Annotated in this window: 21 protein-coding genes; 15 read left to right on the forward strand and 6 right to left on the reverse strand. The window is 70.1% G+C overall.

Annotation, left to right across the window (positions count from 1 at the left end; all coding sequences use genetic code 11):
• The first annotated feature begins 11 nt into the window (after nt 1-11).
• The 6 genes from DELCS14_RS04845 (at nt 12) to DELCS14_RS04870 (ending at nt 6,258) form a co-directional block, all read left to right on the forward strand.
• The gene (locus tag DELCS14_RS04845) at nt 12-1,010 is read left to right on the forward strand and encodes a tripartite tricarboxylate transporter substrate binding protein (RefSeq protein WP_013800702.1); all 999 of its coding nucleotides are present in this window, start codon (nt 12-14) and stop codon (nt 1,008-1,010) included.
• A 70-nt stretch (nt 1,011-1,080) separates the two neighbouring features.
• Nucleotides 1,081-2,199, forward strand: coding sequence for a porin (locus tag DELCS14_RS04850; RefSeq protein WP_013800703.1), 1,119 nt, complete (start codon nt 1,081-1,083; stop codon nt 2,197-2,199).
• 131 nt (nt 2,200-2,330) lie between these two features.
• On the forward strand, nt 2,331-3,311 hold the full coding sequence (locus DELCS14_RS04855) for a quinone oxidoreductase (RefSeq protein ID WP_013800704.1): 981 nt from the start codon (nt 2,331-2,333) through the stop codon (nt 3,309-3,311).
• Nucleotides 3,308-4,315 carry a LysR family transcriptional regulator gene (locus DELCS14_RS04860; protein ID WP_013800705.1) on the forward strand — a complete coding sequence of 336 codons (1,008 nt, stop codon included), beginning with the start codon at nt 3,308-3,310 and terminating at the stop codon, nt 4,313-4,315. Before DELCS14_RS04855 ends, DELCS14_RS04860 begins: the two co-directional genes overlap by 4 nt.
• Complete coding sequence (locus DELCS14_RS04865; protein ID WP_012207422.1) at nt 4,312-5,202, forward strand: DMT family transporter; 891 nt, start codon at nt 4,312-4,314, stop codon at nt 5,200-5,202. The genes DELCS14_RS04860 and DELCS14_RS04865 overlap by 4 nt, the downstream gene beginning before the upstream one ends.
• Before the next feature lie 84 nt (nt 5,203-5,286).
• Nucleotides 5,287-6,258, forward strand: a complete 972-nt coding sequence (locus DELCS14_RS04870; RefSeq protein WP_013800706.1) for a LysR family transcriptional regulator — start codon at nt 5,287-5,289, stop codon at nt 6,256-6,258.
• Between the two features lie 48 nt (nt 6,259-6,306).
• On the opposite strand, the gene DELCS14_RS04875 is transcribed toward DELCS14_RS04870, so the two are convergent.
• Together DELCS14_RS04875 and DELCS14_RS04880 are read right to left on the reverse strand one after the other, a co-directional pair.
• On the reverse strand, nt 6,307-8,574 hold the full coding sequence (locus tag DELCS14_RS04875) for a xanthine dehydrogenase family protein molybdopterin-binding subunit (protein ID WP_013800707.1): 2,268 nt from the start codon (nt 8,572-8,574) through the stop codon (nt 6,307-6,309).
• A 14-nt stretch (nt 8,575-8,588) separates the two neighbouring features.
• On the reverse strand, nt 8,589-9,062 hold the full coding sequence (locus DELCS14_RS04880) for a (2Fe-2S)-binding protein (protein WP_012207419.1): 474 nt from the start codon (nt 9,060-9,062) through the stop codon (nt 8,589-8,591).
• Between the two features lie 252 nt (nt 9,063-9,314).
• Here DELCS14_RS04880 and DELCS14_RS04885 point away from each other — a divergent pair, with 252 nt between their 5' ends.
• The 9 genes from DELCS14_RS04885 to DELCS14_RS04925 all read left to right on the forward strand — a co-directional run bounded on the left by DELCS14_RS04885 (nt 9,315) and on the right by DELCS14_RS04925 (nt 19,772).
• Entirely contained in the window at nt 9,315-9,596 is a 282-nt protein-coding gene (locus DELCS14_RS04885; RefSeq protein WP_013800708.1) for a hypothetical protein, read from the forward strand.
• The gene (locus DELCS14_RS04890) at nt 9,593-9,877 is read left to right on the forward strand and encodes a type II toxin-antitoxin system mRNA interferase toxin, RelE/StbE family (protein WP_013800709.1); all 285 of its coding nucleotides are present in this window, start codon (nt 9,593-9,595) and stop codon (nt 9,875-9,877) included. Before DELCS14_RS04885 ends, DELCS14_RS04890 begins: the two co-directional genes overlap by 4 nt.
• A 69-nt stretch (nt 9,878-9,946) precedes the next feature.
• Nucleotides 9,947-10,795, forward strand: a complete 849-nt coding sequence (locus tag DELCS14_RS29435; protein WP_013800710.1) for an AraC family transcriptional regulator — start codon at nt 9,947-9,949, stop codon at nt 10,793-10,795.
• Nucleotides 10,796-10,901: 106 nt separating this feature from the next.
• On the forward strand, nt 10,902-13,103 hold the full coding sequence (locus DELCS14_RS04900) for a TonB-dependent siderophore receptor (RefSeq protein WP_013800711.1): 2,202 nt from the start codon (nt 10,902-10,904) through the stop codon (nt 13,101-13,103).
• A 151-nt stretch (nt 13,104-13,254) separates the two neighbouring features.
• Complete coding sequence (locus tag DELCS14_RS04905; protein ID WP_013800712.1) at nt 13,255-14,397, forward strand: ABC transporter substrate-binding protein; 1,143 nt, start codon at nt 13,255-13,257, stop codon at nt 14,395-14,397.
• Between the two features lie 8 nt (nt 14,398-14,405).
• Complete coding sequence (locus tag DELCS14_RS04910) at nt 14,406-15,485, forward strand: iron ABC transporter permease (protein ID WP_216595209.1); 1,080 nt, start codon at nt 14,406-14,408, stop codon at nt 15,483-15,485.
• Nucleotides 15,486-15,487: 2 nt separating this feature from the next.
• Nucleotides 15,488-16,315 (forward strand): ABC transporter ATP-binding protein, encoded by an 828-nt coding sequence (locus DELCS14_RS04915; RefSeq protein ID WP_013800714.1) that lies wholly within the window; start codon nt 15,488-15,490, stop codon nt 16,313-16,315.
• Nucleotides 16,312-18,054, forward strand: a complete 1,743-nt coding sequence (locus DELCS14_RS04920) for an ABC transporter ATP-binding protein (RefSeq protein WP_013800715.1) — start codon at nt 16,312-16,314, stop codon at nt 18,052-18,054. The genes DELCS14_RS04915 and DELCS14_RS04920 overlap by 4 nt, the downstream gene beginning before the upstream one ends.
• A complete protein-coding gene (locus DELCS14_RS04925; protein ID WP_013800716.1) occupies nt 18,051-19,772 on the forward strand; it encodes an ABC transporter ATP-binding protein in 1,722 nt (573 codons plus the stop codon). Before DELCS14_RS04920 ends, DELCS14_RS04925 begins: the two co-directional genes overlap by 4 nt.
• A 4-nt stretch (nt 19,773-19,776) precedes the next feature.
• On the opposite strand, the gene DELCS14_RS04930 is transcribed toward DELCS14_RS04925, so the two are convergent.
• From DELCS14_RS04930 to DELCS14_RS04945, 4 genes are read right to left on the reverse strand one after another with little or no spacing between them, the layout of a single operon-like run.
• Nucleotides 19,777-21,024, reverse strand: a complete 1,248-nt coding sequence (locus tag DELCS14_RS04930; protein WP_013800717.1) for a cytochrome c — start codon at nt 21,022-21,024, stop codon at nt 19,777-19,779.
• Between the two features lie 12 nt (nt 21,025-21,036).
• Nucleotides 21,037-21,858 carry an ABC transporter ATP-binding protein gene (locus DELCS14_RS04935; RefSeq protein ID WP_013800718.1) on the reverse strand — a complete coding sequence of 274 codons (822 nt, stop codon included), beginning with the start codon at nt 21,856-21,858 and terminating at the stop codon, nt 21,037-21,039.
• Nucleotides 21,852-22,907, reverse strand: coding sequence for an ABC transporter permease subunit (locus DELCS14_RS04940; protein ID WP_013800719.1), 1,056 nt, complete (start codon nt 22,905-22,907; stop codon nt 21,852-21,854). The genes DELCS14_RS04935 and DELCS14_RS04940 overlap by 7 nt, the downstream gene beginning before the upstream one ends.
• A complete protein-coding gene (locus DELCS14_RS04945) occupies nt 22,904-24,010 on the reverse strand; it encodes an ABC transporter substrate-binding protein (RefSeq protein WP_013800720.1) in 1,107 nt (368 codons plus the stop codon). Before DELCS14_RS04945 ends, DELCS14_RS04940 begins: the two co-directional genes overlap by 4 nt.
• Between the last annotated feature and the right edge of the window lie 158 nt (nt 24,011-24,168).

Raw genomic sequence — 24,168 nt, forward strand, 5'->3', positions numbered from 1 at the left:
GGAGACAAAGCATGAAAACTCTGACACGGCTGAAGGGGCCGGTGCTGGGCGCCTTACTTGGTGCGCTGGCTGCCTTGCCCATCGCCAGCATGGCCTCGTCCACTGCGCCCGCCGCCTTTCCCGAGCCGGGCAAGATGGTCAAGGTCATCGTCCCGTTCGTGGCGGGCGGCGGCGTGGACAGCGCGGCGCGCCTGTTTGCCGAGCAGTTGCGCAAGCAGCTGGGCACGACGGTCATCGTCGAGAACCGCGTGGGCGGCAGCGGCGTGGTGGGCGGCCGCGCGGTGCTGGCGGCCGCACCGGATGGCTACACCCTGCTGTTCTCGGCCGCCACGCATGTGCTGGCCAAGCAGGTGCTGGCCCATCCGCCCTATGACCCGCAGACCGACTTTGTCCCCGTGGCGCGCGTGGGCGAGGCGCCGCTGATGCTGGTGATCTCGCCGCAGCTGCCCCACAGCAAGCTGGGCGAGGTGCTGGCCGCAGGCGCCAAGAGCACGTGGACGGCGGCCATTCCCGCCGTGGGCGCACCCAGCCACCTGGCCACGCTGCTGCTGGCCCAGCAGGGCCGCATGCGCCTCGAGTACGTGCCCTACAAGGGCACGCAACCCGCCCTGGTGGATGTGGGCGGCGGCCATGTGGACCTGCTGCTCGACTCCATGGTCTCCGTGCTGCCGCTGGCCAAGGCCGGCAAGGTGCGGCCGATTGCCATCACCTCCGGCAAGCGCAGCCCGCTGGCGCCCGAGGTGCCCACCATGCAGGAAAGCGGCCTGCCGCGGTTTGCCTACACCTCCTGGTACGGACTGTGGGCGCCCAAGGACACGCCTGCCGACCGGGTGCAGCGGCTGAACCAGGCCTCCAACGCGGCGGTGGCCGAGCTGGCCAGGTCCGGCGCCTTCGCGAGCCTGGGCATCGACACGGTTTCGGAGAGCACCGAGCAGTTCAAGCGCTTCATCGCCGCCGATGTGGCGCAGAGCGCTGCGCTGCTCAAGGGCGCGGGCTTCAAGCCCGAGTAGCCGGGCAGACACCGGCCCACGCCCGAAAAAAAAGAGCAAAGAGCAAAGCAAAAAATCACAAGGAGACAACATGCAGGTATTCATACGCCATGCCCTGGCCGCCTCGCTGGGGCTGGCCGCCGCGCATGCGGGCGCGCAGTCCTCGGTATCGATCTCGGGCACCGTCGATGTGAGCGTCAGGCAGGTGCGCAACCAGGGCCTGGGAACCGTCACCTCGCAGGCCAGCGGCGCCAACTCCACCAGCAAGCTGGTATTGCGGGGGCAGGAGGACCTGGGCGACGGCCTGAGCGCGGGCTTCTACCTGGACGGCAGCCTGCTGGCCGACACCGGCGCCATGGGCACCAGCGGCCCATTCTGGGACCGGCGCTCCACGGTCAGCCTGGCCTCGCGCCAATGGGGCGAGCTGCGGCTGGGGCGGGACTGGGTGCCCACGCACCTGGTGTGGAGCGGCTTCGATCCGTTTGCCACGCTGGGCATCGGCAGCGCCAATGGCTTTCGCTCGTTCACGGCTTCCCGCGCGCTGGGCCAGGCCTTCGGCACGGCGCCGGAGTCGCAGGCTGCCAATCCCACGCTGCGCGTGAGCAATGCGGTGGAGTATTTCCTGCCGGCCGGCCTGGGCGGGCTGCAAGGCGTGTCCGGCAGCCTGATCGCCACCTTGGGCGAGAAGGGCGCCACCGCGGCAGGCCAGACGCGCGGCAACGGCTTTCGGCTGGGCTGGGCGGGCGCGGGCTGGAACGTGGCGGGCGCGCAGTTCACCACGCGCAACACCCTGAGCGGCATCCATTTCAAGGACCAGAGCTACGGTGTCTCCTACGACTTCGGCTGGCTCAAGGCCAGCCTGGCCCAGCGCCGCTGGGTGCATGGCGTGGACCGCACGGTCAACACCCTGGTGGGCATGAGCGTTCCCGTGGGCAGCGGCGTGGTCAAGCTCAGCTACGTCAAGGCCGACCAGAAGGGCGCAACGGCGGCGCAAAGCGCCAGCGATGCCGACCTGTGGGCGCTGGGCTATGTGCACTCGCTGTCGCGGCGCACGGCGCTGTACGCGCATGCGGCCCGCATGTCCAACCGCAATGGGGCGGCCTTCGCCATTGCCGGAGGGGCGGCAGTCAGCGGCAATCCGGCCGCGGCCAATTACTTTGGCGGGCGCGCCTCCACGGCCTTCGAGCTGGGCATCCGGCACGACTTCTGACGGGCAGCATGGGCAGCCTGCGCGCTGGTTCGTGGTCATTGCTGCACCCCATGCAGCAGTGAACTGCACGCCGGCCTATTGCTGCCGTCAATCGCTTCTTCTACGCTGCACCCATTTCACGGAGCAGCGAGATGAATCCATTGATCAAGGTCCGCATGGACGCCGCAGGCACCCCCGACGCCATGCGCCTGGAGCCGGTCGAGGTGCAGGCGCCCGGCCCCGGCCAGGTCTGGCTGGAGCAGACGGCCATCGGCGTGAATCCGCTGGACGTGAGCCAGCGCAAGGGCGCGGTCGCCATCGCCTTTCCCTCGGGCCTGGGGCTGGAGGGCGCGGGCAGGGTGGCCGCCGTGGGCGAGGGCGTGACGAATGTGGCCGTGGGCGAGCGCGTGGGCTACGCCACGGGGCCGCTGGGCGCCTATGCCAGCGCCCGCCTGTATCCGGCCGAGCGCCTGGTGAAGCTGCCCGATGCGCTGCCTGACGACGCGGCGGCGGCCGTGCTGTTCAAGGGCATCACGGCGCAGTACCTGCTCAAGACCACCCATGCCGTGGGCCCCGGCAGCCGCATCGTGATCTATGGCGCCGCCGGTGCGCTGGGCCAGTTGATGTGCGCCTGGGCCAGGCACCTGGGCGCCCTGGTGATCGGCGTGGTGTCCAAGGCGGCCAGCGTGGAGCGCGCGCGGGCGGCCGGCTGCGACGAGGTCTTCGTGTTCGACGCGGCCACGCTGCCGGGCCAGGTGCTGCAGGCCACCGGGGGCCTGAAGGCCGACGTGGTCTACGACCCCATCGGCCGCACGACGCTGGGCGCCTCGCTGGACTGCCTGCGCCCGCGCGGCCTGCTGGTGTCCTTCGGCGCGACCTCCGGCCTGCCCGATCCCATCTCGGTGGCCACGCTCAATGCCAAGGGCTCGCTGTTCCTCACGCGCCCCTCGCTGGCCGCGCACACGGCCACGGCGGCCGAGTACCAGGAGCGCGCACGGGACGTGCTGGCCGCCGTGGCGGCCGGCATCATCGTGCCCGGCGTCTGGCGCCGGTATGCGCTGGCGGAGGTGGCGCAGGCGCATGGCGATCTGGAGCAGGGACGCTCCCAAGGTGCGATCATCCTGACCCCATGAACCTTCTGGACAGCCAGCACGCCGATGAACTGGCGGCCTTGGTGGCGCTGCATGAACAAGGCTCCTTCGCTGCGGCGGGGCGGGCCTTGCTGCGCCATCCGTCCGTGCTGTCCAAACGCCTGAACGCGCTGGAGACCCGGCTGGGCGTGCGGCTGGTGGAGCGCAGCACACGCCATCTGCACCTGACCGACGAGGGCCTGCGCCTGGTGGACAAGGTGCGCCAGGCGGCCGGCCTGATCGCCGATGCCCAGAAGGAGGCCGCCCAGGGCGCCTCGCAGGCGCGGGGCCGGCTGCGGTTGTCGCTGCCGGCCGCCATGGGGCGGCGCTGGCTCAGCCCGCTGCTGGCCGAGTTTGCGCTGGCGCATCCGCAGATCGTGCTGGAGGTGGAGTATGCGGACCGCTTCGTGGACATCGTGGGCGAGCGCTTCGACGCGGCGGTGCGCATAGGCCGGCTGGCGGACAGCCGTCTCGTGGCGCTGCGGCTGGGCGGGCACCAGCGCATCCTGGGCGCCGCTCCCGCCTATCTGCAGGCCCACGGCACGCCGGTGCACCCCGAGGACCTGGCGGCGCACCGCTGCCTGGGCTTCACGGGGCTGCAATCGTTTCCGCAATGGGAGCTGGTGCACGGTGGCGCATCGGGCGATGTGCCTCAGGGCCAGGCCCGGCACACCGTGCTGGTGCGCGGCCCCATGGTCAGCAATGACAGCGAGGCCCTGCTCACGGCCGCCGTCATGGGCGTGGGCATTCTGGCCGGCGGCGACTGGCTGATGAGCGAGTACATGGCCGCATGCCGGCTGGTGCGGGTGCTGCCGCAATGGCGCCTGGATGGCGCCTCGGGCATCTACTTCGTGCGGCCCTCGGCGGCGTTCAGCAGCGCGGCCATGGCGGCGCTGCGCGACTGCCTGGTGCGGTGGTTTGCCACGCGCAGCCCCTGGCGCACGGGGCATGACACACTGGCGCCGCCCCAACCCCTGCCGCCGCCCTTTTCCGCATCCGCTCCATGACCCAAAAAACCTCGCCGCCCGCCATGGCGGCCGCCTTGCTTCCCTGGCTGTTCGTGCTGCTGTGGAGCACGGGCTTCATCGGCGCCAAGTTCGGCCTGCCCTATGTGGAGCCGCTGACCTTTCTGACGCTGCGCTATGCCATCGTCCTGGTGCTGATGGCGGCGGTGGCCCTGGTGCTGCGCGCGCCCTGGCCGCGGTCGGCACGCCAGTGGCTGCACATTGGCGTGTCAGGGCTGTTCGTGCATGGCGTGTACCTGGCCGGGGTGTTCACGGCCATCGCCCACGGCCTGCCTTCGGGCGTGACGGCCCTGGTGGTGGGGCTGCAGCCGCTGATCACGGCCCTGGTGGCCGGCACCTTGCTGGGCGAGTCCGTGCGTCCCCGGCAGTGGGCCGGGCTGGCGCTGGGCTTCACGGGCGTGGCCCTGGTAGTGGCGGGCAAGATCGCCTCGGTGCCGGTCCATGCCCTGCTGGCCATGCTGGTGCCGGCCGTGGTGGCGCTGGCCGGCATCACGGCCGGCACGCTGTACCAGAAGCGGTTCTGCCCCTCGTTTGATCTGCGCACGGGCTCGGTCATCCAGTACCTGCCCTGCCTGGTGGCGACGGGGGCGCTGGCCCTGGCCACGGAAACCATGCAGGTGCGCTGGAGCGGCGAGTTCCTGTTCGCGCTGGGCTGGCTGGTGCTGGTGCTGTCCGTGGGCGCGGTCAGCCTGCTCAACCTGCTGATACGCCGCGGCGGCGCCGTGCACGTGGCCAGCCTGTTCTACCTGACGCCGCCGGCCACGGCCCTGATCGCCTGGGCCATGTTCGGCGAGACGCTGGGCGGCCTGGCGCTGGCGGGCATGGCCTTGACGGCAGCCGGCGTGTGGCTGGCGCGCCAGGGGCGCTAGCTTGCCCCGCAAGCCGCGGGCAGGGCATGCGCAAAGGCGGGATACTGCGGCACTGTCAGCCCACGAATACCGGATTTCCGCACCATGCCCATCAATGAACTGCGCGCCATCGCCACCTTTGCCAAGGCGGTCGAGCTGGGCAGCCTGCGCCAGGCGGCGCTGTCCCAGGGCGTGAGCCCCCAGGCCGCCAGCCAGGCGGTGGCCCATCTGGAGCAGCACCTGGGCGTGCGCCTGCTGCACCGGACCACGCGCAGCCTGGCCCTGACCGAGGAGGGCCAGCGTTTCCTGCAGGACACCCAGCCGGCGCTGGCCGCGCTGGACCGCGCACTGAACCTGGCACGCGACAGCCGCGAGGGCATTGCGGGGCCGTTGCGCATCGTGGGCCCCAAGTCCTGCTTTGCGCCCGTGCTGATGCCGCTGCTCGATGAGTTCTGCCGCCTGCACCCGGGCATCGTCCCCGATGTGCGGCTGGACGACGGCATAGGCAACTGGGTGCTGGACCGGGTCGATGCGGGGTTTCGCATCGGCGCCTCGCCCGATGAAAGCGTGATCGGGCGGCGGCTGTTTCCCGTGCAGCTCATCGTCTGCGCGGCGCCGCAGTACCTGCAGCGCCATGGCGTGCCCCGGTCGCTGGACGAGCTGGCCGCGCACCGCTGCAGCATGTTCCGCCATGCGGCCACGGACACGGTGATGCCCTGGTACCTGCCGGTCGATGGCGAGCTCACGCACCGCTACCTGCAGCCGGCCCTGTCCACCAACGATGCCGAGCTGGAGCTGCATGCCGTGCTGGCCGGCCAGGTGCTGGGCCAGCTGTCCAACATCTGCGCGGCCGCGCACATCCGCGCGGGGCGCCTGGTGCCCGTGCTGCTGGCGCATGTCAGCGAGCACATCGGCCTGCATGTCTACTACGGCAGCCGCGACGCGCTGCCCCGGCGCGTGCGTGCCTTCATCGACCTGGCCGTGCAGCGGCTGCAGGACTGCCCGGACTATCTGCTGACCATGGAAGAACTGGAAAGGGCGGCGGCCACACGTGCCGCCGCCCTTTCCGGGGGCTGACCGGGATCAGGTCCGGCCGTTCAGGCCAGATCGATCACGCCAGATCGATCACGCCAGGTCGAACGGCAGCTTGCGCACGGGCTTGCCCGTGAGCTGCGCCACGGCGTTGGCGAAGGCCGGGGCCAGCGGCGGCAGGCCGGGCTCGCCCATGCCCGTCGGCGGCTCGGCGCTGGGCACGACGTGGACGGCGATCTCGGGCATGTCGGTGATGCGCGGCACGGCGAAGTCGCCGAAGTTGCTCTGCTCCACCACACCGTCCTTGAGCGTGATCGCCGCGCCGGGCAGGCACATGGACAGGCCCATCAGCGCCGCGCCCTGCACCTGCGCCTCGATGGTGCGCGGGTTCACGGCCAGGTTGCAGTGCACGCCGGCCGTGGCCTTGTGCAGCACCGGGCGGCCGTCCTTGACCGAGGCCTCCACCACATAGGCCACCACCGTGTCGAAGGACTCGTGCACGGCCACGCCCCAGGCGCGGCCCGCGCGCAGCTGGCGCTTGCCGTAGCCGCTCTTGTCCACGGCCAGCTGCAGGGCCAGGCGATGGCGCGGGTGCTTGTCGCCGAACATCTGCATGCGGTAGGCCACGGGGTCCTGGCGGCTGCTGCGCGCGATCTCGTCGATCAGCGTTTCCATGACGAAGGCCGTGTGGGTCGATCCCACGCTGCGCCACCACAGCACGGGCACGTTGACCTTGGGGTGGTGCACGGTCAGGCGCATGGGCAGCGGATAGGGCTCGCGCATGCCCTCCACGGCCGTGGCGTCGATGCCGTTCTTGATCATGCCGCCCTCGAACATGGTGCCCGCCGTGATGGACTGGCCCACGATGGCGTGGTCCCAGGCCAGCACCTTGCCGCGTTCGTCGAAGCCGATCTTCGCGCGGTGCAGGTGCATGGGGCGGTAGTAGCCGCCCTTGATGTCGTCCTCGCGGCTCCAGACCATGCGCACGGGGGCGTTCAGGCCGGCGCGGCGCGCGGCCAGCGCCACCTGGCAGGCCTCGACCACATAGTCGCTGGTGCCCACGCCCCGGCGGCCAAAGCCGCCGCCGGCCATCTGCACGTGCACGCGCACCTGCTCGGGCTTGAGGCCCAGCACACGCGCGGCGGCCATGCCGTCCACGCCCGCGAACTGCGTGCCCAGGTAGAGGTCGGCTCCCGCCTCGCCGGTCTCGCCCATCTGCACCGTGCAGTTGAGCGGCTCCATGGGCGCATGGGCCAGGTAGGGGAAGCTGAACTCGGCCTCGATATGGCGCGGCGCCTTGTCCAGCGCCGAGATATCGGCGTCGAAGTGGCGCGCGCCGGGCTGCGCGGCCAGCTCGCGGTACTGGGCCAGCTGGCGTTCGCTGTCCACCTTCTCCACGGCGTCGGTGTTCCATTGCGCCTTCAGCGCCTCGCGGCCCTTGCGCGCTGGCCAGTAGCCGGTGGCGATCACGGCCACGCCTTCGCCGCCACCGTCCACGGGCACGCGCAGCACGGCCTTGACGCCGGGCACGGCACGCGCCGCAGCGTCGTCCAGCGAGGCCAGCTGTGCCTTGAACACGGGCGGATGTGCAATCACCGCCGTCAGCTGGCCCGGCAGGTGCATGTCGATGCCGAAGCTCTGCTGGCCGCTGCTCTTGGCCCGGGCGTCGATGCGGCCCGTGGGCTTGCCGATCAGCCGGAAGTCCTTGGGATTCTTCAGCACGACGGTGGCCGGCACGGGCTGGGCCATGGCGGCCTGGGCCAACTCGCCATACGACAGCTTCTTGCCGTTGGGGCCGAGCACGAAGCCCTCGCGCGTGCGCAGCGTGGCGGCGTCCACCTTCCACTGCGCGGCGGCGGCGGCCACCAGCATGGCGCGCGCACGGGCTCCCAGCTCGCGGTACTGGGTGTAGCTGTGCTTGAGGGCGGTGGAGCCGCCCGTCATCTGGATGCCGTAGCGCGGATCGGCATAGGCCGCATCGTTGCCGCCCAGGCGGGCGCGGACCTTGCTCCAGTCGGCGTCCAGCTCCTCGGCCAGCACCAGGGGCAGGGCGGTGTGCACGCCCTGGCCGAACTCCAGGCGGTTGATGGCCACGGTGACTTCGCCATTGGGCGAGATCTCCACGAAGGAGGCGGGCTGCTCGGTGGGCTTGAGGCCGGTGGCCTCGCCCTTGCCCGGCGCCTGCGCCATGGCGGGAAACACGCCCAGGGCCAGCGAACCGGCACCGGCGATCTTGAGGAAGCTGCGGCGGGGGATCTGTGCAAGGGTGGGCGCGTCGGCGATGGCAGCAGCGGCCTCGTCACGGTCCAGGATGTGCTGCAGGGCGCGCGGCAGTTCGGCGGGGTTGAAGGTGGTCAGCATGCGGCGTTCTCCGTTCAGCCTAGGGTGCGCGCGGCATCGGCCACGGCCGTGCGGATGCGTGCATAGGTTCCACAGCGGCAGATGTTGCCGGCCATGGCCGCGTCTATCTCCTCGCCGCTGGGCTTCTTGCCCTTGGGCAGCGACTTGAGGAAGGCCGTGGCGCTCATGATCTGCCCGCTCTGGCAGTAGCCGCACTGGGCCACGTCGTGGCGCACCCAGGCATCGCGCACGGCGGTGCCCACGCGGTCGGAGCCCGAGGTCATGGCCTCGATGGTGGTGATCTTCTGGCCCGCGGCCGCCGAGATCGGCGTCACGCAGGAACGTATGGCCTGGCCATTCATGTGCACCGTGCAGGCGCCGCACAGCGCCGCGCCGCAGCCGAACTTGGTGCCGGTCATCTCCAGCGTGTCGCGCAGGGCCCACAGAATGGGCGTCTCGGGGTCCAGGTCCATGGAAACGGTCTTGCCGTTGATGGTGAGATCGGTCATCGCAGTCTCTCCTTGTTGTGGGTCAGTCAGGCAGGGGTGGGGTCCCCGCAGTAGTGTCGTGCGCAGCGGCGGCCCATGGAAGCCGGGCGCCGTCGAGGCGCGAATATAGAAAGAGGCCTTGCTTGCAACTAGTCCTGATTTGATTGATGCATTGGCAAGTGCAAGTTGCGAATGGGGTGAAGCGGTTGAGTCTCTGGAGTGTTTGGTACTGACGATGTATATACTTTGTTGGTATCTTCACAGGAGTCAATCATGCCCAAGGAAGCCGTTTTCACCATGAAACTGGAAGCCGAGCTGCGCGAAGACTTCATGGCCGAAGCCGCAGGCGAGGACCGGCCCGCATCCCAGGTCATGCGGGAGTTGATGCGCGGCTACATTGAGCAGCGCCGCAAGGCGCGCGAATATGACGGTTATCTGCAGCGCAAGGTCGAGGCGGGACGCGCCTCCATGCGCGCTGGACTTGGCCGCTCGAATGAGGAAGTCGAGGCCGAGTTCGCTGCCCGGCGCCGTCAGGTTGCGGCAGACCGTGCGTGAAAGTCATCTGGACGCCGCAGGCGCAGCAGGATCGCGCCGATATCTGGGACTACATCGCAGCTGACAATCCTCGCGCAGCCTTGCGCATGGACCTGCTTTTCAGCGACGCAGCGGCCCGGTTGGCCGCGTATCCCAAGATGGGCAAGACGGGCAGGATTGCCGGCACGCGCGAGCTGATCCCCCATGAAAGCTATCGCCTTGTCTATGAGATAGATGGCACGACGGTCTGGGTGCTGGCCCTGGTGCACACCGCGCGGCAGTGGCCGCCGTTGGAGGATTGACGAGGCGGTGCAAGGTCTTGGCTGTTGAACGTATGATTTGAGAATAATTCTCATTCATAGATTTGCAACGTGTTCCAGTGGAATTCCAGATTCGACAACCAGCTGTGCCTGGCGGCCGGCTGCCGCATGACGCAGGAGCCTGTGGAGGTCCGCGCGCCGGTGTTCCAGGGCCTGCAGATCATCGTGGCCCTCAACAGCAAGGTGCAGGCCGGGGTCAACGGCCGTCTGATGGAGGTGTCCGATGCCGGGGTCTACCTGGTGCTGGCCACGGGCCTGCATGAGGGACTGGACCGCTATGAATCCCACAGCCTTCAGCGCTATGTGCGCATAGGCTTTGACGCCGAGGCGGCGGAGCGCCAGGGCTTCGGGCTCGATCTCATCGCGCGCAGCGGCCACCACTGCTTCAACGACAACGATCTGCTGGTATTGCGCCAGGGGCTGTCGGCCACGGCGCGTGCGCTGGCCACACAGATTCTGGTCTGCCCCTATCAGGGGCCCATGCGTGATCTGTTCCTCAATGCAAAGAGCCTGGAACTGTCGGCTGCCGTGCTCCAGCAGTGCCTGCCGGCGGCGGGCGCGCAGGGGGCTGTCGCCGAGCTGTCACGCGCCGATGTGGAGCGGCTTTGGCATGCGCGCGAGGTGGCCACGGCGCACGCTCGCAGTCCCCTGTCGCTGGCCGAGCTGGCGCGCGAGGCCGGCATCAACGAGCGCAAGCTCACGGCCGGCTTTCGCCAGCTGTTCGGCATGAGCGTGTTCGAGCACCTGCAGCAGCACAGGCTGGAGCAGGCCTACGGCCTGCTGACTTCGGGCGGCTGCTCGGTCACGCAGGTGGCGCTGGAGGTGGGCTACAGCATTGCGCATTTCTCGACGGCCTTTCGCAAGCGCTTCGGCATCGCGCCCAGCGAGTTGCTGCGCTGAGCCGTCTCCGGCTAGCGAAAGCCAAACTCCGGCCAGCGAAAGCGGCGAGCCTTCCTCTTGCCTACAGTCAAATGCAATTGATTTTCATTTGCTTCGAGAGGGTTGAATGTCGCTGCCAGATTCTGCGGACCGGGATGCCGGCCTGCCCCGTTTTTCCATCACATCGATCGCGCTGGCCGTCTGCGTCCTGGGCCAGTGCGCCCTGGCCCGGGCGGCCGAGGAAAGGCTGCCCGAGGTGCAGGTCACGGGCCAGGCGGTCAAGGACCGGCCCACCGAGCTGACGGGTGGCTACGCGGCCCCGGGCGTCTCGGTGGGAACCAAGCTGCCTGCCACGCTCAGGGAGACGCCGCATTCGGTCTCCGTCATCACGCGCCAGCAGATCGAGGACCAGAACCTGCACACGCTGGACGAGATCATGGCGCAGACCCCCGGCGTGACCGTGGACCTGTCGGGCACGGGCGTCATTCCGGCCTTCTATGCGCGCGGCTATCCCATCGAGTACTTCCAGTACGACGGCCTTCCCGTGCAGACAGGCGGCGCTTCCTGGAGCCAGCCTGACATGGTGATGTTCGACCATGTGGAGACGCTGCGCGGCGCTGCGGGCCTGTTCAATGGCGCGGGCCAGCCCGGCGGCGTGATCAATCTGGTGCGCAAGCGCCCCACGGGCGACCGGCGCTTCACGGGCTCGCTGGGCCTGGGCTCCTGGAATGCGGCCCGTGCCGAGATCGACTACAGCACCCCGCTGAACGCCGATGGGTCGGTGCGTGCCCGCCTGGCGGCCGCGCACGACCAGCGCGATTCCCATGTGCGCTATGCCAGCAGCCGGCGCGATTCGCTGTACGGCATCGTCGAGGCCGACCTGGGATCGGCCACCACCGTCTCCTTGGGCGCCGGCCACCAGACGCGCGACTGGGTGCCGCCCATGATGGGCGTGCCGCGCTACGCCGACGGCGGCGACCTGGGGCTGGCACGCAGCACTTTCCTGAGCACGCCCTGGACGCACTGGGACTTCGAGACCACCCAGGTCTTCGCCGACCTCAGCCATTCCATCAATGCCGACTGGCAGCTCAAGCTGGCGGCGGTCTCCGACCGCGAGTCCAGCGCGCTCAAGTACGCCTATGTCTCGGGCGCGGTGGACCGCGCCACGGGCCTGGGTCCCCGCCTGATGGGTGGTGCCAATGACTACGACAACGAACAACTGTCGCTGGACGCCATGCTCAGCGGGGCCTGGCAGGCCTGGGGCCGGCGCCACGAGGTGGTGCTGGGCGCCAACTGGTACGACCGCGACGCGCGCTCGCAAGGTGGCAGCCTCCCGGGCTTTGGCGGCATTCCCGTCAATGTGTTCGACTTCGACCCGGCCGCCTACGCCGATCCGGGCGCCGTGCAGTGGACATCGGACTCGCGATCGCGCACGCGCCAGTACGGCATCTATGGCGCCGCGCGGCTGAAGCTGGCCGATCCGCTGACCCTGCTGCTGGGCGGTCGCTGGAGCTGGTGGCGCACCGACTCCGTCAACCAGCGCACGGGCGCGCAGACGGCGGACTACCGGCAGGACGGCCGCTTCACGCCCTACGCGGGCCTGGTTTTCGATCTGGACTCCCGCTGGTCGCTCTACACCAGCTATGCCGACATCTTCCGCGTGCAGAGCAACTATCGGGGCGAGGATGGCGGCGGACTGCCGCCCGTGGTTGGCGCCAACTACGAGGCCGGCATCAAGGGCTCGCTCAACGATGGCCGGCTGCAGGTGGCGCTGGCGGCCTTCCGCATCGTGGAGAGCAACCGCGCCGTGGCCGTGTCGCCCGTCATCGTGGACAGCTGCTGCTACGCCGCGCAGGGCAAGGTGCAGAGCCAGGGCTTCGACGCCGAGCTGGCGGGACAGATCGCCCCGGGCTGGCAGGCCATGGCCGGCTACACCTACAACACCAGCGAATACAAGCGCGATCCCAGCTATCAGGGCCAGTCCTTCAGGACCTTCAGTCCCCGGCATCTGCTGCGGCTGTGGACCACATACCGGCTGCCGGGCGCGCTCAACGCCTGGGATGTGGGCGGCGGCATCAACGTCCAAAGCGGCACCTACAGCGAGGGCGGCAAGCCCCTTGTTCGAGCCACCCAGGGCGGCTACGCCACGGCCAGCCTGCGCGTGGGCTACCGCATCAGCCCGCAGTGGAGTGCGGCGCTGAACGTCAGCAATCTGTTCGACCGCAGCTACTACACGCGCCTGGGCAGCGGTGGATTCGGGCCGGCCAACTTCGGCAATGTCTATGGCGAGCCGCGCAATGTGCAGGTGAGCTTGCGCGGCCGGTTTTGACCCCCTGAGCCGCTTTGCGGCGTCCCCCTGAGGGGGACGGCAGCCTCGCTGCGGGGCGTTGCGGCCGGCTCAGGCCCTTGCTTGCTGTCCCAGGCTTTGGGGCGCGCCGGTTGCATTGGGTATGCCGGCAACGACTGAGAGAAGAAAACAGATGCAAATACAGACAGGAATGCGGCGCGGGTTGCGCGCTGCGGTGGCGGCGCTGACGCTTTGGAGTGGGCTGGCCCAGGCCTTGACCGTGACGGACATGGCGGGGCGCAGCGTGCAGGTGCCGGACCGCGTGCAGCGCGTGCTGTTGGGCGAGGGGCGCATGGTCTACACCATGGCCCTGCTGGAAGGCCGGCAGGCGGTGGAGCGCGTGGCGGGTTGGCAGGGGGATTTCCGTCTGCTCGATACCCAGGGCTATGCGGCTTTCTCCAAGGCCTTTCCTGCCATGGAGAAACTGCCGCTGGTCGGCGGTGCCACGCCCGAAAGTTTCAACGTGGAACAGGCCCTGGCCGTGCGTCCCGACGTGGCCTTCATGGCCGTCTCGGGCGGTCACGGGCCCGCGCCCGACAGCGAGGCCGTGCGCCAGCTGCAGGCGGCGGGCGTGCCCGTGGTCTTTGTGGATTTCAGCCAGCATCCGCTGACCCATACCGTGCCCAGCCTGCGCCTGATGGGCCAAGTGCTGGGCCGCCAGCAGCGCGCCGAGGACTTCATCGCTTTCTACGAGCAGCGCATCGAGCGCGTGCGCCAGCGTGTCGCGGCGGCGCGCAGGAAGGACGGATTCCAGCGGCCCGCCATCTTCATCGACATGCTGGCCGGTCTGCGCGACTGCTGCGGCTCGCCGGGCAAGGGCAATTTCGGGGAAATGGTGGAGCTGGCCGGTGGCGACAACATCGGCGCCGGCCGCATTCCCGGTCCCATCGGTACGCTGAACCTCGAATATGTGCTGTCGCGCGATCCTGCCGTCTATGTGGCCACGGGCGTCTTCGCCAGCGGCCAGGGCGGCGTGACGCTGGGCTACCAGGCCACGCCGGCCCAGGCGCAGGCCAGCCTGGCGACGGTGGCGCAGCGTGCCCAAACGCGCGAGCTGTCCGCCGTCCGAAAGGGGCGCGTGCACGGCCTGTGGCACATCTTCTACGACTCGCCCGAGCATGTGATTGCCGTCGAGGCGCTGGCCAAGTGGCTCCATCCCGAACTCTTTGCCGACATCGACCCGCTGCGCACGCGGCGTGAGTTGTACGAGCGCTTCATGCCGATTCCGATGACCGGCGTGCTGCTGACCGACCTGCCTTCCGGGGCCGGCCGATGAGCGCGGCCATGGAGGCCAGTGCCGTGGCGGCAGAGACGGGCGCTGCGGCGGCCGGTGCCGCGCAGCGCTACCGCCGCCGCCATGCCCGCCACGGGCTGGTGCTGGCGCTGCTGGCCCTGGCGCTGCTGGCCAGCCTGGCACTGGACGTGGCCACCGGCCCGTCGGGCATGGGGCTGGCACGGCTGTGGCAGGTGCTCGGCGATCCGGGCAGCGTGTCGCGCGTGGAGGCCGTCATCGTCTGGAACGTGCGCCTGCCCTATGCGCTGATGGCCGTGCTGGTGGGTGCGGCGCTGGCGCTGGCTGGCGCGGAGATGCAGACCGTGCTGGCCAATGCGCTGGCCAGCCCGTTCACGCTGGGCGTGTCGGCGGCCGCCGCCTTTGGCGCGGCCCTGGCCATCGTGCTGGGACTGGGCGTGCCGGGCGTGCCGGCGCAGTACGTGGTGTCTCTCAACGCCTTCCTCTTCGCGCTGCTGTCGGTGGGCCTGCTGTACGGGCTGGCCATGTGGCGCGGATTTGGCGTGCAAAGCCTGGTGCTGTTCGGCATCGCCCTGGTGTTCAGCTTCAACGCCCTGGTGGCACTGCTGCAGTTCGTGGCCGACCAGAACACCTTGCAGCAGCTGGTCTTCTGGACCCTGGGCAGCCTGGCACGCGCCTCCTGGGACCGGATTGCCGTCATGGCCGCCGTGTTGGCGCTGTGCCTGCCCTGGTCCTGGAGCCAGAGCTGGTCGCTGACCGCGCTCACGCTGGGCGAGGACCGCGCGTGCAGCCTGGGCGTGCCGGTCACGGCGCTGAGAGGCTGGGCGCTGCTGCGCATCAGCCTGCTGTCGGGCGTGGCCGTCTCCTTCGTGGGCACCATAGGATTCGTGGGGCTGATCGCACCGCACATCGCGCGCATGCTGGTGGGCGACGATCACCGCGTGCTGCTGCCGGCCTCGGCGCTGGCGGGGGCACTGATCCTGTCCATGGCCTCGGTGGCCAGCAAGACGCTGATCGAGGGCGTGCTGGTGCCCGTGGGCATCGTGACCTCGCTGGTGGGCATTCCCTTTTTCATGGCCATCGTTGCCCGCACGGGCCGGCAGGAGCGCTGAGCATGCCATTCCGCGACGCGCTGCATGTCAGCGATGTGCACATGGGCTATGGCGCAGCACCCGTGCTGCGCGGTGCCACTCTGGGGCCCTTGGCTGCGGGTTCGGTCAATGCGCTGGTGGGGCCCAATGGCGCAGGCAAATCCACGCTGCTGCGCGGCATTGCAGGCTTGCAGCGCATGCGCGGCGAGGTGCGCCTGGGCACGGTGCTGCTGTCTTCCCAGCCGCCGTTGCAGCGCGCGCGCCAGGTGGTCTATGTGCCCCAAAGCCTGCCCGAGCGCTCGCGACTGGCGGTGTTCGAGTCCGTGCTCAGCGCGGCCATGGCCGGCGAGCCCGCACAGGCGGCCCGTGGCTGGCCGTTGGCCGGCACGCATGAGGCCGAGACCGCCGTGGAGCAGGTGCTGCAGCGCCTGGAGCTGACGGCCCTGGCCGACCGGCCCCTGGCTGCGCTGTCGGGTGGCCAGCGCCAGATGGTGGGTCTGGCCCAGGCCCTGGTGCGCCGTCCGCGCCTGCTGCTGCTCGACGAGCCGACCAGCGCCCTGGACCTCTACCACCAGCACCGCGTGCTGGACGTGGTGACCGAGATCGCACACGAGCGGCAACTGGTGGTGCTGGCCGTGCTGCACGACATCAACCTGGCCATGGGCTGGGCAGACCGGATCATGGTGCTGGACCAGGGCCGCGTGGTGCGTGCCGGCAGCCCTGTCGAGGTGGTGGACAGCGCCCTGCTGCACGAGGTCTACCGCGTGCAGGCTGTCGTGGAAACGGTCAACGGCCGGCGTCTGGTCGCCGTGAGGCACGCGCTGGGCGGCCGTGGGCAGGAGCCGTCATGAGCACCTCGCTGGAACGTTGGATGGTGTCGCGCTCGCGCGCGCAGCTGGCGGCCACGGTGGCCTGCGGGCTGCTGGCCCAGGCCATGCTGGTGGTGCACGCGCTGTGCCTTGCTCGACTGCTGGCCCAGGCCATGGAGGGGGCGTCGCTGCATCCCTGGCTGGCGATCGGTCTGGCGGCCCTGGTGCTGCGCGGCGTTCTGGTGTGGCTGGAAGAGTGGTGGGCGCAGCAGGTGGGCATGCGCACGCGCGCCGTGCTGCGCGAACGCCTGCTGGCCCGGTTGATGCACCTGGGGCCGGCCTGGGCTGCGGCCCGCCCCACGGGCGAGCTGCAGGCCACGCTGGTTGCGGCTGTCGATGCCGTGCAGGTCCATGCCAGCCGCCATGTTCCCAGCCTGCTGGGAGCCGTGCTCGGCTGCGCGCTGGCGCTGGGCGCCCTGGCCTGGGTGGATGCAGGCTGCGCGCTGCTGCTGGCCGTGTTCGTGCTGGGCCAGCCGCTGCTGGACCGGCTGTGGCTGCGCCGGCACATGCCAGGGGCCAGCGGCGTCATGGCGGCCCTGGCTGCCTTTGGGGCGCAGCTGCTGGACAGCCTGCGCGGCATGGAGACGCTGTGGGCCTTTGGCGCCTCGGCGCGCTGGCGCATGCGTCTGGCCGAGCAGGCCGCCCGCCTGCGTGCCGAGTCCATGCACACGCTGCGCGCCACCTTGCTGCGCACCGGCCTGACGCGTTTCGTTGGCCTGGCCGGCATGGCCAGTGTCCTGGGGTGGGGCAGCTGGCAACTGGGCCAGGGCCGGCTGGATGCGGCATCGCTGCTGGCCGTGCTGCTGCTGTCGCGTGAGGCCTTCAGGCCGCTGGAGCGGCTGGAGAAAGCCTTTCATGCGGCCTGGGCCGCGCGCGACGGCCTGCATGCCATCGACGCGCTGCTGCATGCGCCGCTGCCCGTGCCTGAGCCGCAGCGGCCCGGACCTGCTCCTGCAGACGGCCGCATCTCGCTGAGCGGGGTGTGCTTTGCCCATGACCAGGGACAGGAACCGGGGCGGCCCGAGGTGCTGCACGGACTGGACCTGGATATCGCCGATGGTGAATGGGTGGCGCTGGTGGGGCCTTCGGGCGTCGGCAAGTCCACGCTGCTGTCGCTGCTGTGGCGCGCCGCCGATCCCCGGCGCGGCATGGTCTGCCTGGGCGGCCGGGACCTGCGGGAGCTGAGCCTGGCGCAGTTGCGCTCCAGGGTCGCCCTGGTCGCCCAGGACACGCTGCTGTTCAGCGGCAGCCTGGAGGACAACCTGCGCATGGCCAGCCCCCAGGCCTGCCTCCGCGACATCGAGGCTGTCCTGCGTGATGTGCAACTGGCCGATCTGGTGGACAGCCTGCCCCGAGGCCTGCAGACCGAGGTGGGCGAATTCGGTGCGCACCTGTCGGGCGGGCAGCGCCAGCGGCTGGCCCTGGCGCGTGCCTTGCTCAGGCGTGCGCCCGTGCTGCTGCTGGACGAGCCCACCTCCAGCGCAGATCCACGCACGGAGCAGGCCTTGCTGCAGGTGTTGCGGCCATTGCGGGGCCGCCGCACTCTTGTCATGGCCGCGCACCGCCTGGAGACGGCGCGCGAGGCGGACCGCATCGTGGTATTGGAAAACGGCCGGGTGGCCGAACAGGGCACGCACGATGATCTGCTGCGCCGCGGCGGCCGCTATGCACGGCTCTGGGCGGCGTCGCAGGCCAACAGGACGACGGAGGAGGCCGCATGATCCGCGATGAATCCCGCAGCTGGGCCGGCCTGCTGGCGCCGGTGGCGTCGCACAAGCGCCTGCTGGCAGCGGCGTTGCTGGCCGCCGCACTGGCGCAGGCTACCGTGGTCGGCGCCTGGGTGCTGGCTGCCTGGATTGCCGGACAGGCCGCCATGGGCGCGCCGTGGACTGCGCTGCAACCGGCACTGGGCGCATTGGCCTTGACGGCGCTGGTGGCCGCGCTCAGCCAATGGTGGCAGACCCATGCCTCCCATGCGCTGGCGTTTGCGTTGATAGAAACACTGCAGCTGGGCATCTACGACGGGCTGGAGCGGGGCGCAGGCAATGCGGCCGGCCCGCAGCGCAGCGGCGACATCGCCGCCACGGCCACGGCCGATGCCGAGCTGATGGAGCACTTCTACGCCCACATGCTGGGCGAGCTGTCCGGCGCCCTGTGCGTGCCGCTGGCCGCGCTGGGCCTGCTGGCCTGGCTGCATCCGCTGCTCGCCCTGGCCTGGCTGCCCTTTGTTGCCTTGCCGGTGCTGCTGTCCTGGTGGCTGGCCGGCAAGGCGCAGCGGCAGGCCAGGGCGCTGGCAGCGGCCCAGGGCGAACTCAATGCCGATGTGGTGGAAGGCCTGCGCGGGCTGCGTGAACTGGCGCTGCTGGAGGCCGGCCCGCGCTGGCTGGCACGCATGCGTGCCAAGGCCGCCGCTCTGTCCCCGCAGGTGCGCAGGCATGCGTCGCTTGCTGCGGGCCAATTGGCCACTGCGGACCCGTTGCCGGCCGTGTCGGCCCTGGCCATGGCTGCCGTGGCCGCCTGGCTGCTGGACCAGGGGCACATCGATGCCGCTTGGCTGCCGGCCGTGGTGGTACTGGCCGGCATGGCGCTGGCGCCGCTGGCCGAAGTGGCGCAGGCCGCGCGCAGGCTGGGCGATGTGAAGGCTGGTGCCGACCGCATCCTGCAACTGCTGCGCCAGCCCCGGCGCATTGCTAACAGCGGAACCCGTGAGGCGCCGGCCACGGCGTCGCTGGACTTCTGCGGTGTGCATTGGCAGCGTGGCGGCGTACCCGTGCTGCGCGGACTGGACCTGTCCCTGCGGCCTGGCGAAATGGTGGCCCTGGCCGGTGCTTCCGGCGCCGGCAAAAGCAGCTGCGTGCAGCTGTTGCAACGCCTGGGCGAGCCCGATGCCGGCAGCCTGCGCATGGGCGGCATGGACATCCGTGAATTGCCGCTGGCCGTGCTGCGGCAGCAACTTGCCGTGGTCCGCCAGGAAGTGCATTTGTTTGACATCTCCATCGCCGACAACATCCGCCTGGGCCGGCCTGACGCCAGCGATGACGAGGTACAGCAGGCCGCCATGCTGGCGCAGGCCCATGGCTTCATCAGCGGGCTGCCGCAAGGCCATGCCACGCGCTGTGGCGAACAAGGCATGCGCCTGTCGGGTGGCCAGCGCCAGCGCATCGCCCTGGCGCGCGCGCTGCTGACCGGTGCTCCCGTGCTGGTGCTGGACGAGGCTTCCTCCCATCTCGACAGCGAAAGCGAGCAAGCCCTGCTGCGTGCGCTGGACGCCTTGCGCGAGCACCGTACCGTGCTGCTCATCGCCCACCGGCCCGCCATGCTGGCCCGCGCCGACCGCGTAGTCCTGCTGGAGGGCGGCCGCATCGTGGAGCAGGGCACCCACCGGGAGCTGCTCGCGCTCCAGGGCGCCTATGCCAGCCTGATGGCGGCGGATGCCTGATCCCTCAGTGCACAAACCCACCCTTGATGAACCGCACGGGCTCTGCATCCATGCGAGCGATCAGGGCCCCGAGGCCGTCGGATGAGCCGTCGGGTGAGCCATCGGACGGGCCATCGGACGGGCCGGCGATTGCCGCAGCGGCCGTCGTCGCCTCGATCGCCGTCCTCGCGGGCGTGTCCGTGCGGCAGACCAGGTCGTCCTCCGACCAGCCCTGGGCGCCCGGACGCGATAGCGCGCGCAGCCAGCCGCTGCGGTCGCCCAGCCATTGCATGCCCTGCAGCTGCTCCGAGCCGCTGAGCAGGGCCATGGCCTGCCAGGCGCGCGGGTCGTTGACGGTGCAGTCCAGTGCGCTGGCGGTGCGGTTGCCGCCATCGGGCGACAGCTGCAGGCTGACCAGGCGCGGGTCTTCCTGCACCGGGCCGCTGCCTGCCACCACCCTCAGCCGCTGCTGGCGGCTTTGCCAGGTGCTCAGGCGGCGTGCGGGCTGGCCTGCGCACTGCACGGCCATGTCGGGAAGGCCCACGGGATAGGGCCAGTTGCCGGCGATCTGCAGCATCTGGCCTGCGGCGCGGGCCTTCATGAAGTCGATCAAGGCCCAGGCGTCGTCGCTGGACAGCCGGTCGGCATGGCCGTGTGCCCGTGCGCCGTCGCCAGACTCCACGGGGCGGCGGTCATGAAGAATGGCCCAGAGCAATTCCCCATCGGCGCGGCGCCACAGCAGCGGGCTGGTGAAGTTGGGGGGCCAGACCGGCTGGCTGGCGGCCAGCGGGCCATGGCCCCGGCCATCGGCACCGTGGCAGGCCGTGCAGTGCTGGGCATAGACCGCGCTGCCGCGCGCAATGCTCTCCACGCTGAAGCCCGTGGGCGAGGCATGGAAGCTGGTGGCATGCGCGGGCACCAGGATCAGGTCGGCACGCGGCCAGGGGGCCAGCAGCAGGGCGAGCGCGGCCAGCGCGGTCAGCACCAGGGCCGGCAGGCGGATGCGGCGCAGCACCAGGGCCAGCGCCAGGGCCAGCACCAGCAAAACGATGGCGGTGGCCACGGCCGCCAGCGACCACAGCAGGCTCCGGGCCTGGCCCAGGTCGATCAGCAGGTTTTCGCCGGACAGGCGCAGGGCCCACGGCCAGGCGGGCTGCCCATCCACCATGCCGGCCAGGCCCAGGCCGTGCAGCAGCTGCAGCAGGCCGACCTGGGCCTGCTGCATGGCGCCGATCAAGGGGTTGAGCCAGTCGGGGGAGTCGCTGCGTTGCATCGGATGCGGGCGCTACCAGGTCTGGTCCAGGCCCAGGTGGCGCAGGGCCTCGTGGCGCAGCTCGGACAGGCGGGCGTGGCCGCGCTGGCGCGGGTAGGGCAGGTCCACATCGATCTCGGCCACGATGCGGGCGGGCCGCTGGCTGAAGACCAGCACGCGGTGGGCCAGGAAGAGGGCCTCTTCCACATCGTGGGTGACCAGCAGCACGGAAAAGCCTGCGCGCTGCCAGATCTTGAGAATCTCGCTTTGCATGGCCAGCCGCGTCAGCGAGTCGAGCTTGCCCAGCGGCTCGTCCAGGATCAGCAGGCGCGGGTCGTTGACCAGGGCGCGCGCCAGGGCCGCGCGCTGGGCCATGCCGCCCGACAGCTGGTGGGGATGGCTGTCCGCAAACTCTTCCAGCCCGACAAGGCGCAGGGCCTCGTCAACGCGGTGGGCCTGGCTGTCCAGCAGGCCGCGTGCCTGCAGGCCCAGGGCCACGTTGCCGCGCACCGTGCGCCAGGGAAACAGCGTGGGGTCCTGGAAGACGACGATGCGCGAGGGATCGGGCTCGGTGATGGCCGTGCCGTCCTGCGCCACGGCGCCGGCCGTGGGCGCGTCCAGCCCGGCCACCAGGCGCAGCAGCGTGGACTTGCCGCAGCCGCTGGGACCCAGCAGGGCGACGAACTCGCCGGGCCGCACCTGCAGGCTGACCTCGTCGAGCACCTGCAGCGCGCCCTGCCCCTGGCCGAACCAGTGGCTGACGGCCTGCACATCGATGGCCGCGCCGGCTAGGGCCGCCCCGGCGATGGCGGGCGTGGCTGCGGCGTTGGCGGCGTGTTCTGCGGCAATCACCATTTGACGGTTCCCTTCTGCCACGACAACGTGCGGTCGCGCACGGTGAACAGCAGCGTGATCAGGCCCGAGCACAGCACGGCCATGACCAGCAGCGCCGTGTACATGTTGGCGTAGGCTGCCCAGCCCTGGGCCCATTGCAGATACCAGCCCAGGCCGGCCTTCACGCCCATCATCTCGGCCGTGATCAGCACCGAGAACGAGGCGCCCAGCCCCATGAACAGGCCCACGAAGACCTGGGGCAGGGCGGCCGGGATGGCCACGCGCAGCACCAGGAACCAGGGCGATGCGCCCAGCGTGCGCGCCACGTCGTAGTAGCTCTTGCTGACCGATGCCACGCCCGACCAGGTCAGCACGGCCACCGGAAAGAACGTGGCCAGCGCCACCAGGAACACGGCTGCCGAGTAGCTCGACGGCGCGAAGAAAAAGGCCAGCGGCAGCAGGGCCGAGGCCGGCACCGGCCCCAGGAAGCGCAGCAGCGGATGCACCCAGTAGCCCGCGATGCGCGACCAGCCTATCCACACGCCCGTGAGAAACCCGATCACCGCGCCGAACACGATGCCGTTGAGCAGCAGCCGCAGCGAATACAGCGTGGACAGGCCCAGGCGCTGCCAGTCCTCATGGACCACATCGATCAGGCTTTGCGGCGGTGCGAAGAACGGCGGCGGCAGCGCGCCGAGCTTGGCGGTCAGCGTCTCCCACAGCGCCAGCAGCAGCGGCGCCGCCACCAGCCAGGCACCGGCCGGGCGCAGCCAGCGGTCGATGCGCCGTGCTGCCCGTACGGGTCGCACAGGCAGCACGGCCGATGCCAGCAGCAAAAGGGCCACGGCCAGGGCGGCAATGCCGAATTCCTGCGTGAATGCCCATTCGCTGAAGCCAATCTCCTTGTTGGGCCACAGCAGGGTCAGCATGCCCAGGCCGGCCCAGGCGGCGGCGGCCAGCAGGCCGGTGCGCCAGGGGCCTGCCTTGCGCGTGCCCTGCGCCTGTTCCCGTTCCAGGCCGGGTGCGGCATCCGTGGCGCCCAGGCGCCAGCGTGGTCTTGCGGTGCTCATGCGAGGACGTCCAGCGTGATGTGGCTGGCAAAGCGGCCAGGGTCGGTCTGCTTCTTGAGCACGCCGGCCGTGCGGAAGTCGGCCGCAAAGGCCTGGACCTCGTCGCGCAGCGGCTTGCCGTGCGGATGGTGCTTGAAGGTCAGCTCGGCCAGCAGGCGCTGCAGGTCCTCGACGGGCACCTTGGGCGAGTACTTGGCAAAGATCTTCGCCGTTTCGTTGGGGTTCTCGGCGATGTAGTCCGAGGCCTGGGTCAGCGCGCGCACCACGCTGGCCGCTGCGGGCTTGTTGGCTCGGGCGAACTTTGCGCCTGCGCCGATCACGCAGCAAATGCTTTCGGCGTACTCGTTCTTGGCGCTGTTGCCCAGTTCGAGGAAGGTGCCGGGATTGCGTTTCTCGATCAGGTAGAGATTGGGGTCGCCGTCGGCAATGGCCTGGATCTCGCCCTTCTTGGCGGCCACATCCAGCAGGTCGGCCGGGTAGACGCGCCATTCGATGTCCTTGTCCACATCCAGGCCGCGCTTGGCCAGGTGGATGGAATAGAACTGCTTGGCCGGGCTGTTGAGATCGGCCACGCCGATGGTCTTGCCCTTGAGCGTGCTGGGGTCCAGCGTGACGCCGGCCGACTTCAGGCCCACCAGGCGCAGGCAGCCGCCGTGCACGCTGCCGATGAGCTTGACATCCAGCCCCGCCTCCAGCGGCTTGATCCAGCGGTGGATCAGGCCCGCGCCCGCATCGGCCTTGCCCGTGGCCAGCGCCTCCAGCAACTGGTCGGCCGAGCCGCCCCAGTTCAGCAGCTCCACGTCCAGGCCGTTGCGCTCGAAGAAGCCGCGCTCCAGCGCCACGGGAATGGGCGAGTGGCAGAAGCTGGCCTGGCTCCAGGCAAAGGTGATCTTCTGGCGCGGCTGCGCCCCGGCGCGGCCGCTGAACCAGGCGGCCGATCCCAGCGCGCCGGCTGCGGCGCCGGCGCGGATCAGGGTGCGGCGCGAGAGCGAGGGCTCGGTCGCCTCGGGAGCATCGAGCGCCCCGAAAGCACCGCAATCGGCGCCATGGGCGCAGCGGCTGTCCTGGGTCCTGTCGATCTCGGTCTGGGTCTTGCGGGTCATGGAACTCCCTCCAAAGCAGTTTCGGGACTGCCGATGCTGTCCGCTGAGTGCCGTGTTTCCAACGACGCAAAACGCGCATCCATATTTGCGTGGCAACTAGGAAGGGCGCGGCCCGGCGACATGCGCAAACCGAATAAGCGAACGCGTTTTTCTTCGTA

This window comes from Delftia sp. Cs1-4, assembly GCF_000214395.1.
GTDB lineage: Bacteria > Pseudomonadota > Gammaproteobacteria > Burkholderiales > Burkholderiaceae_C > Comamonas > Comamonas acidovorans.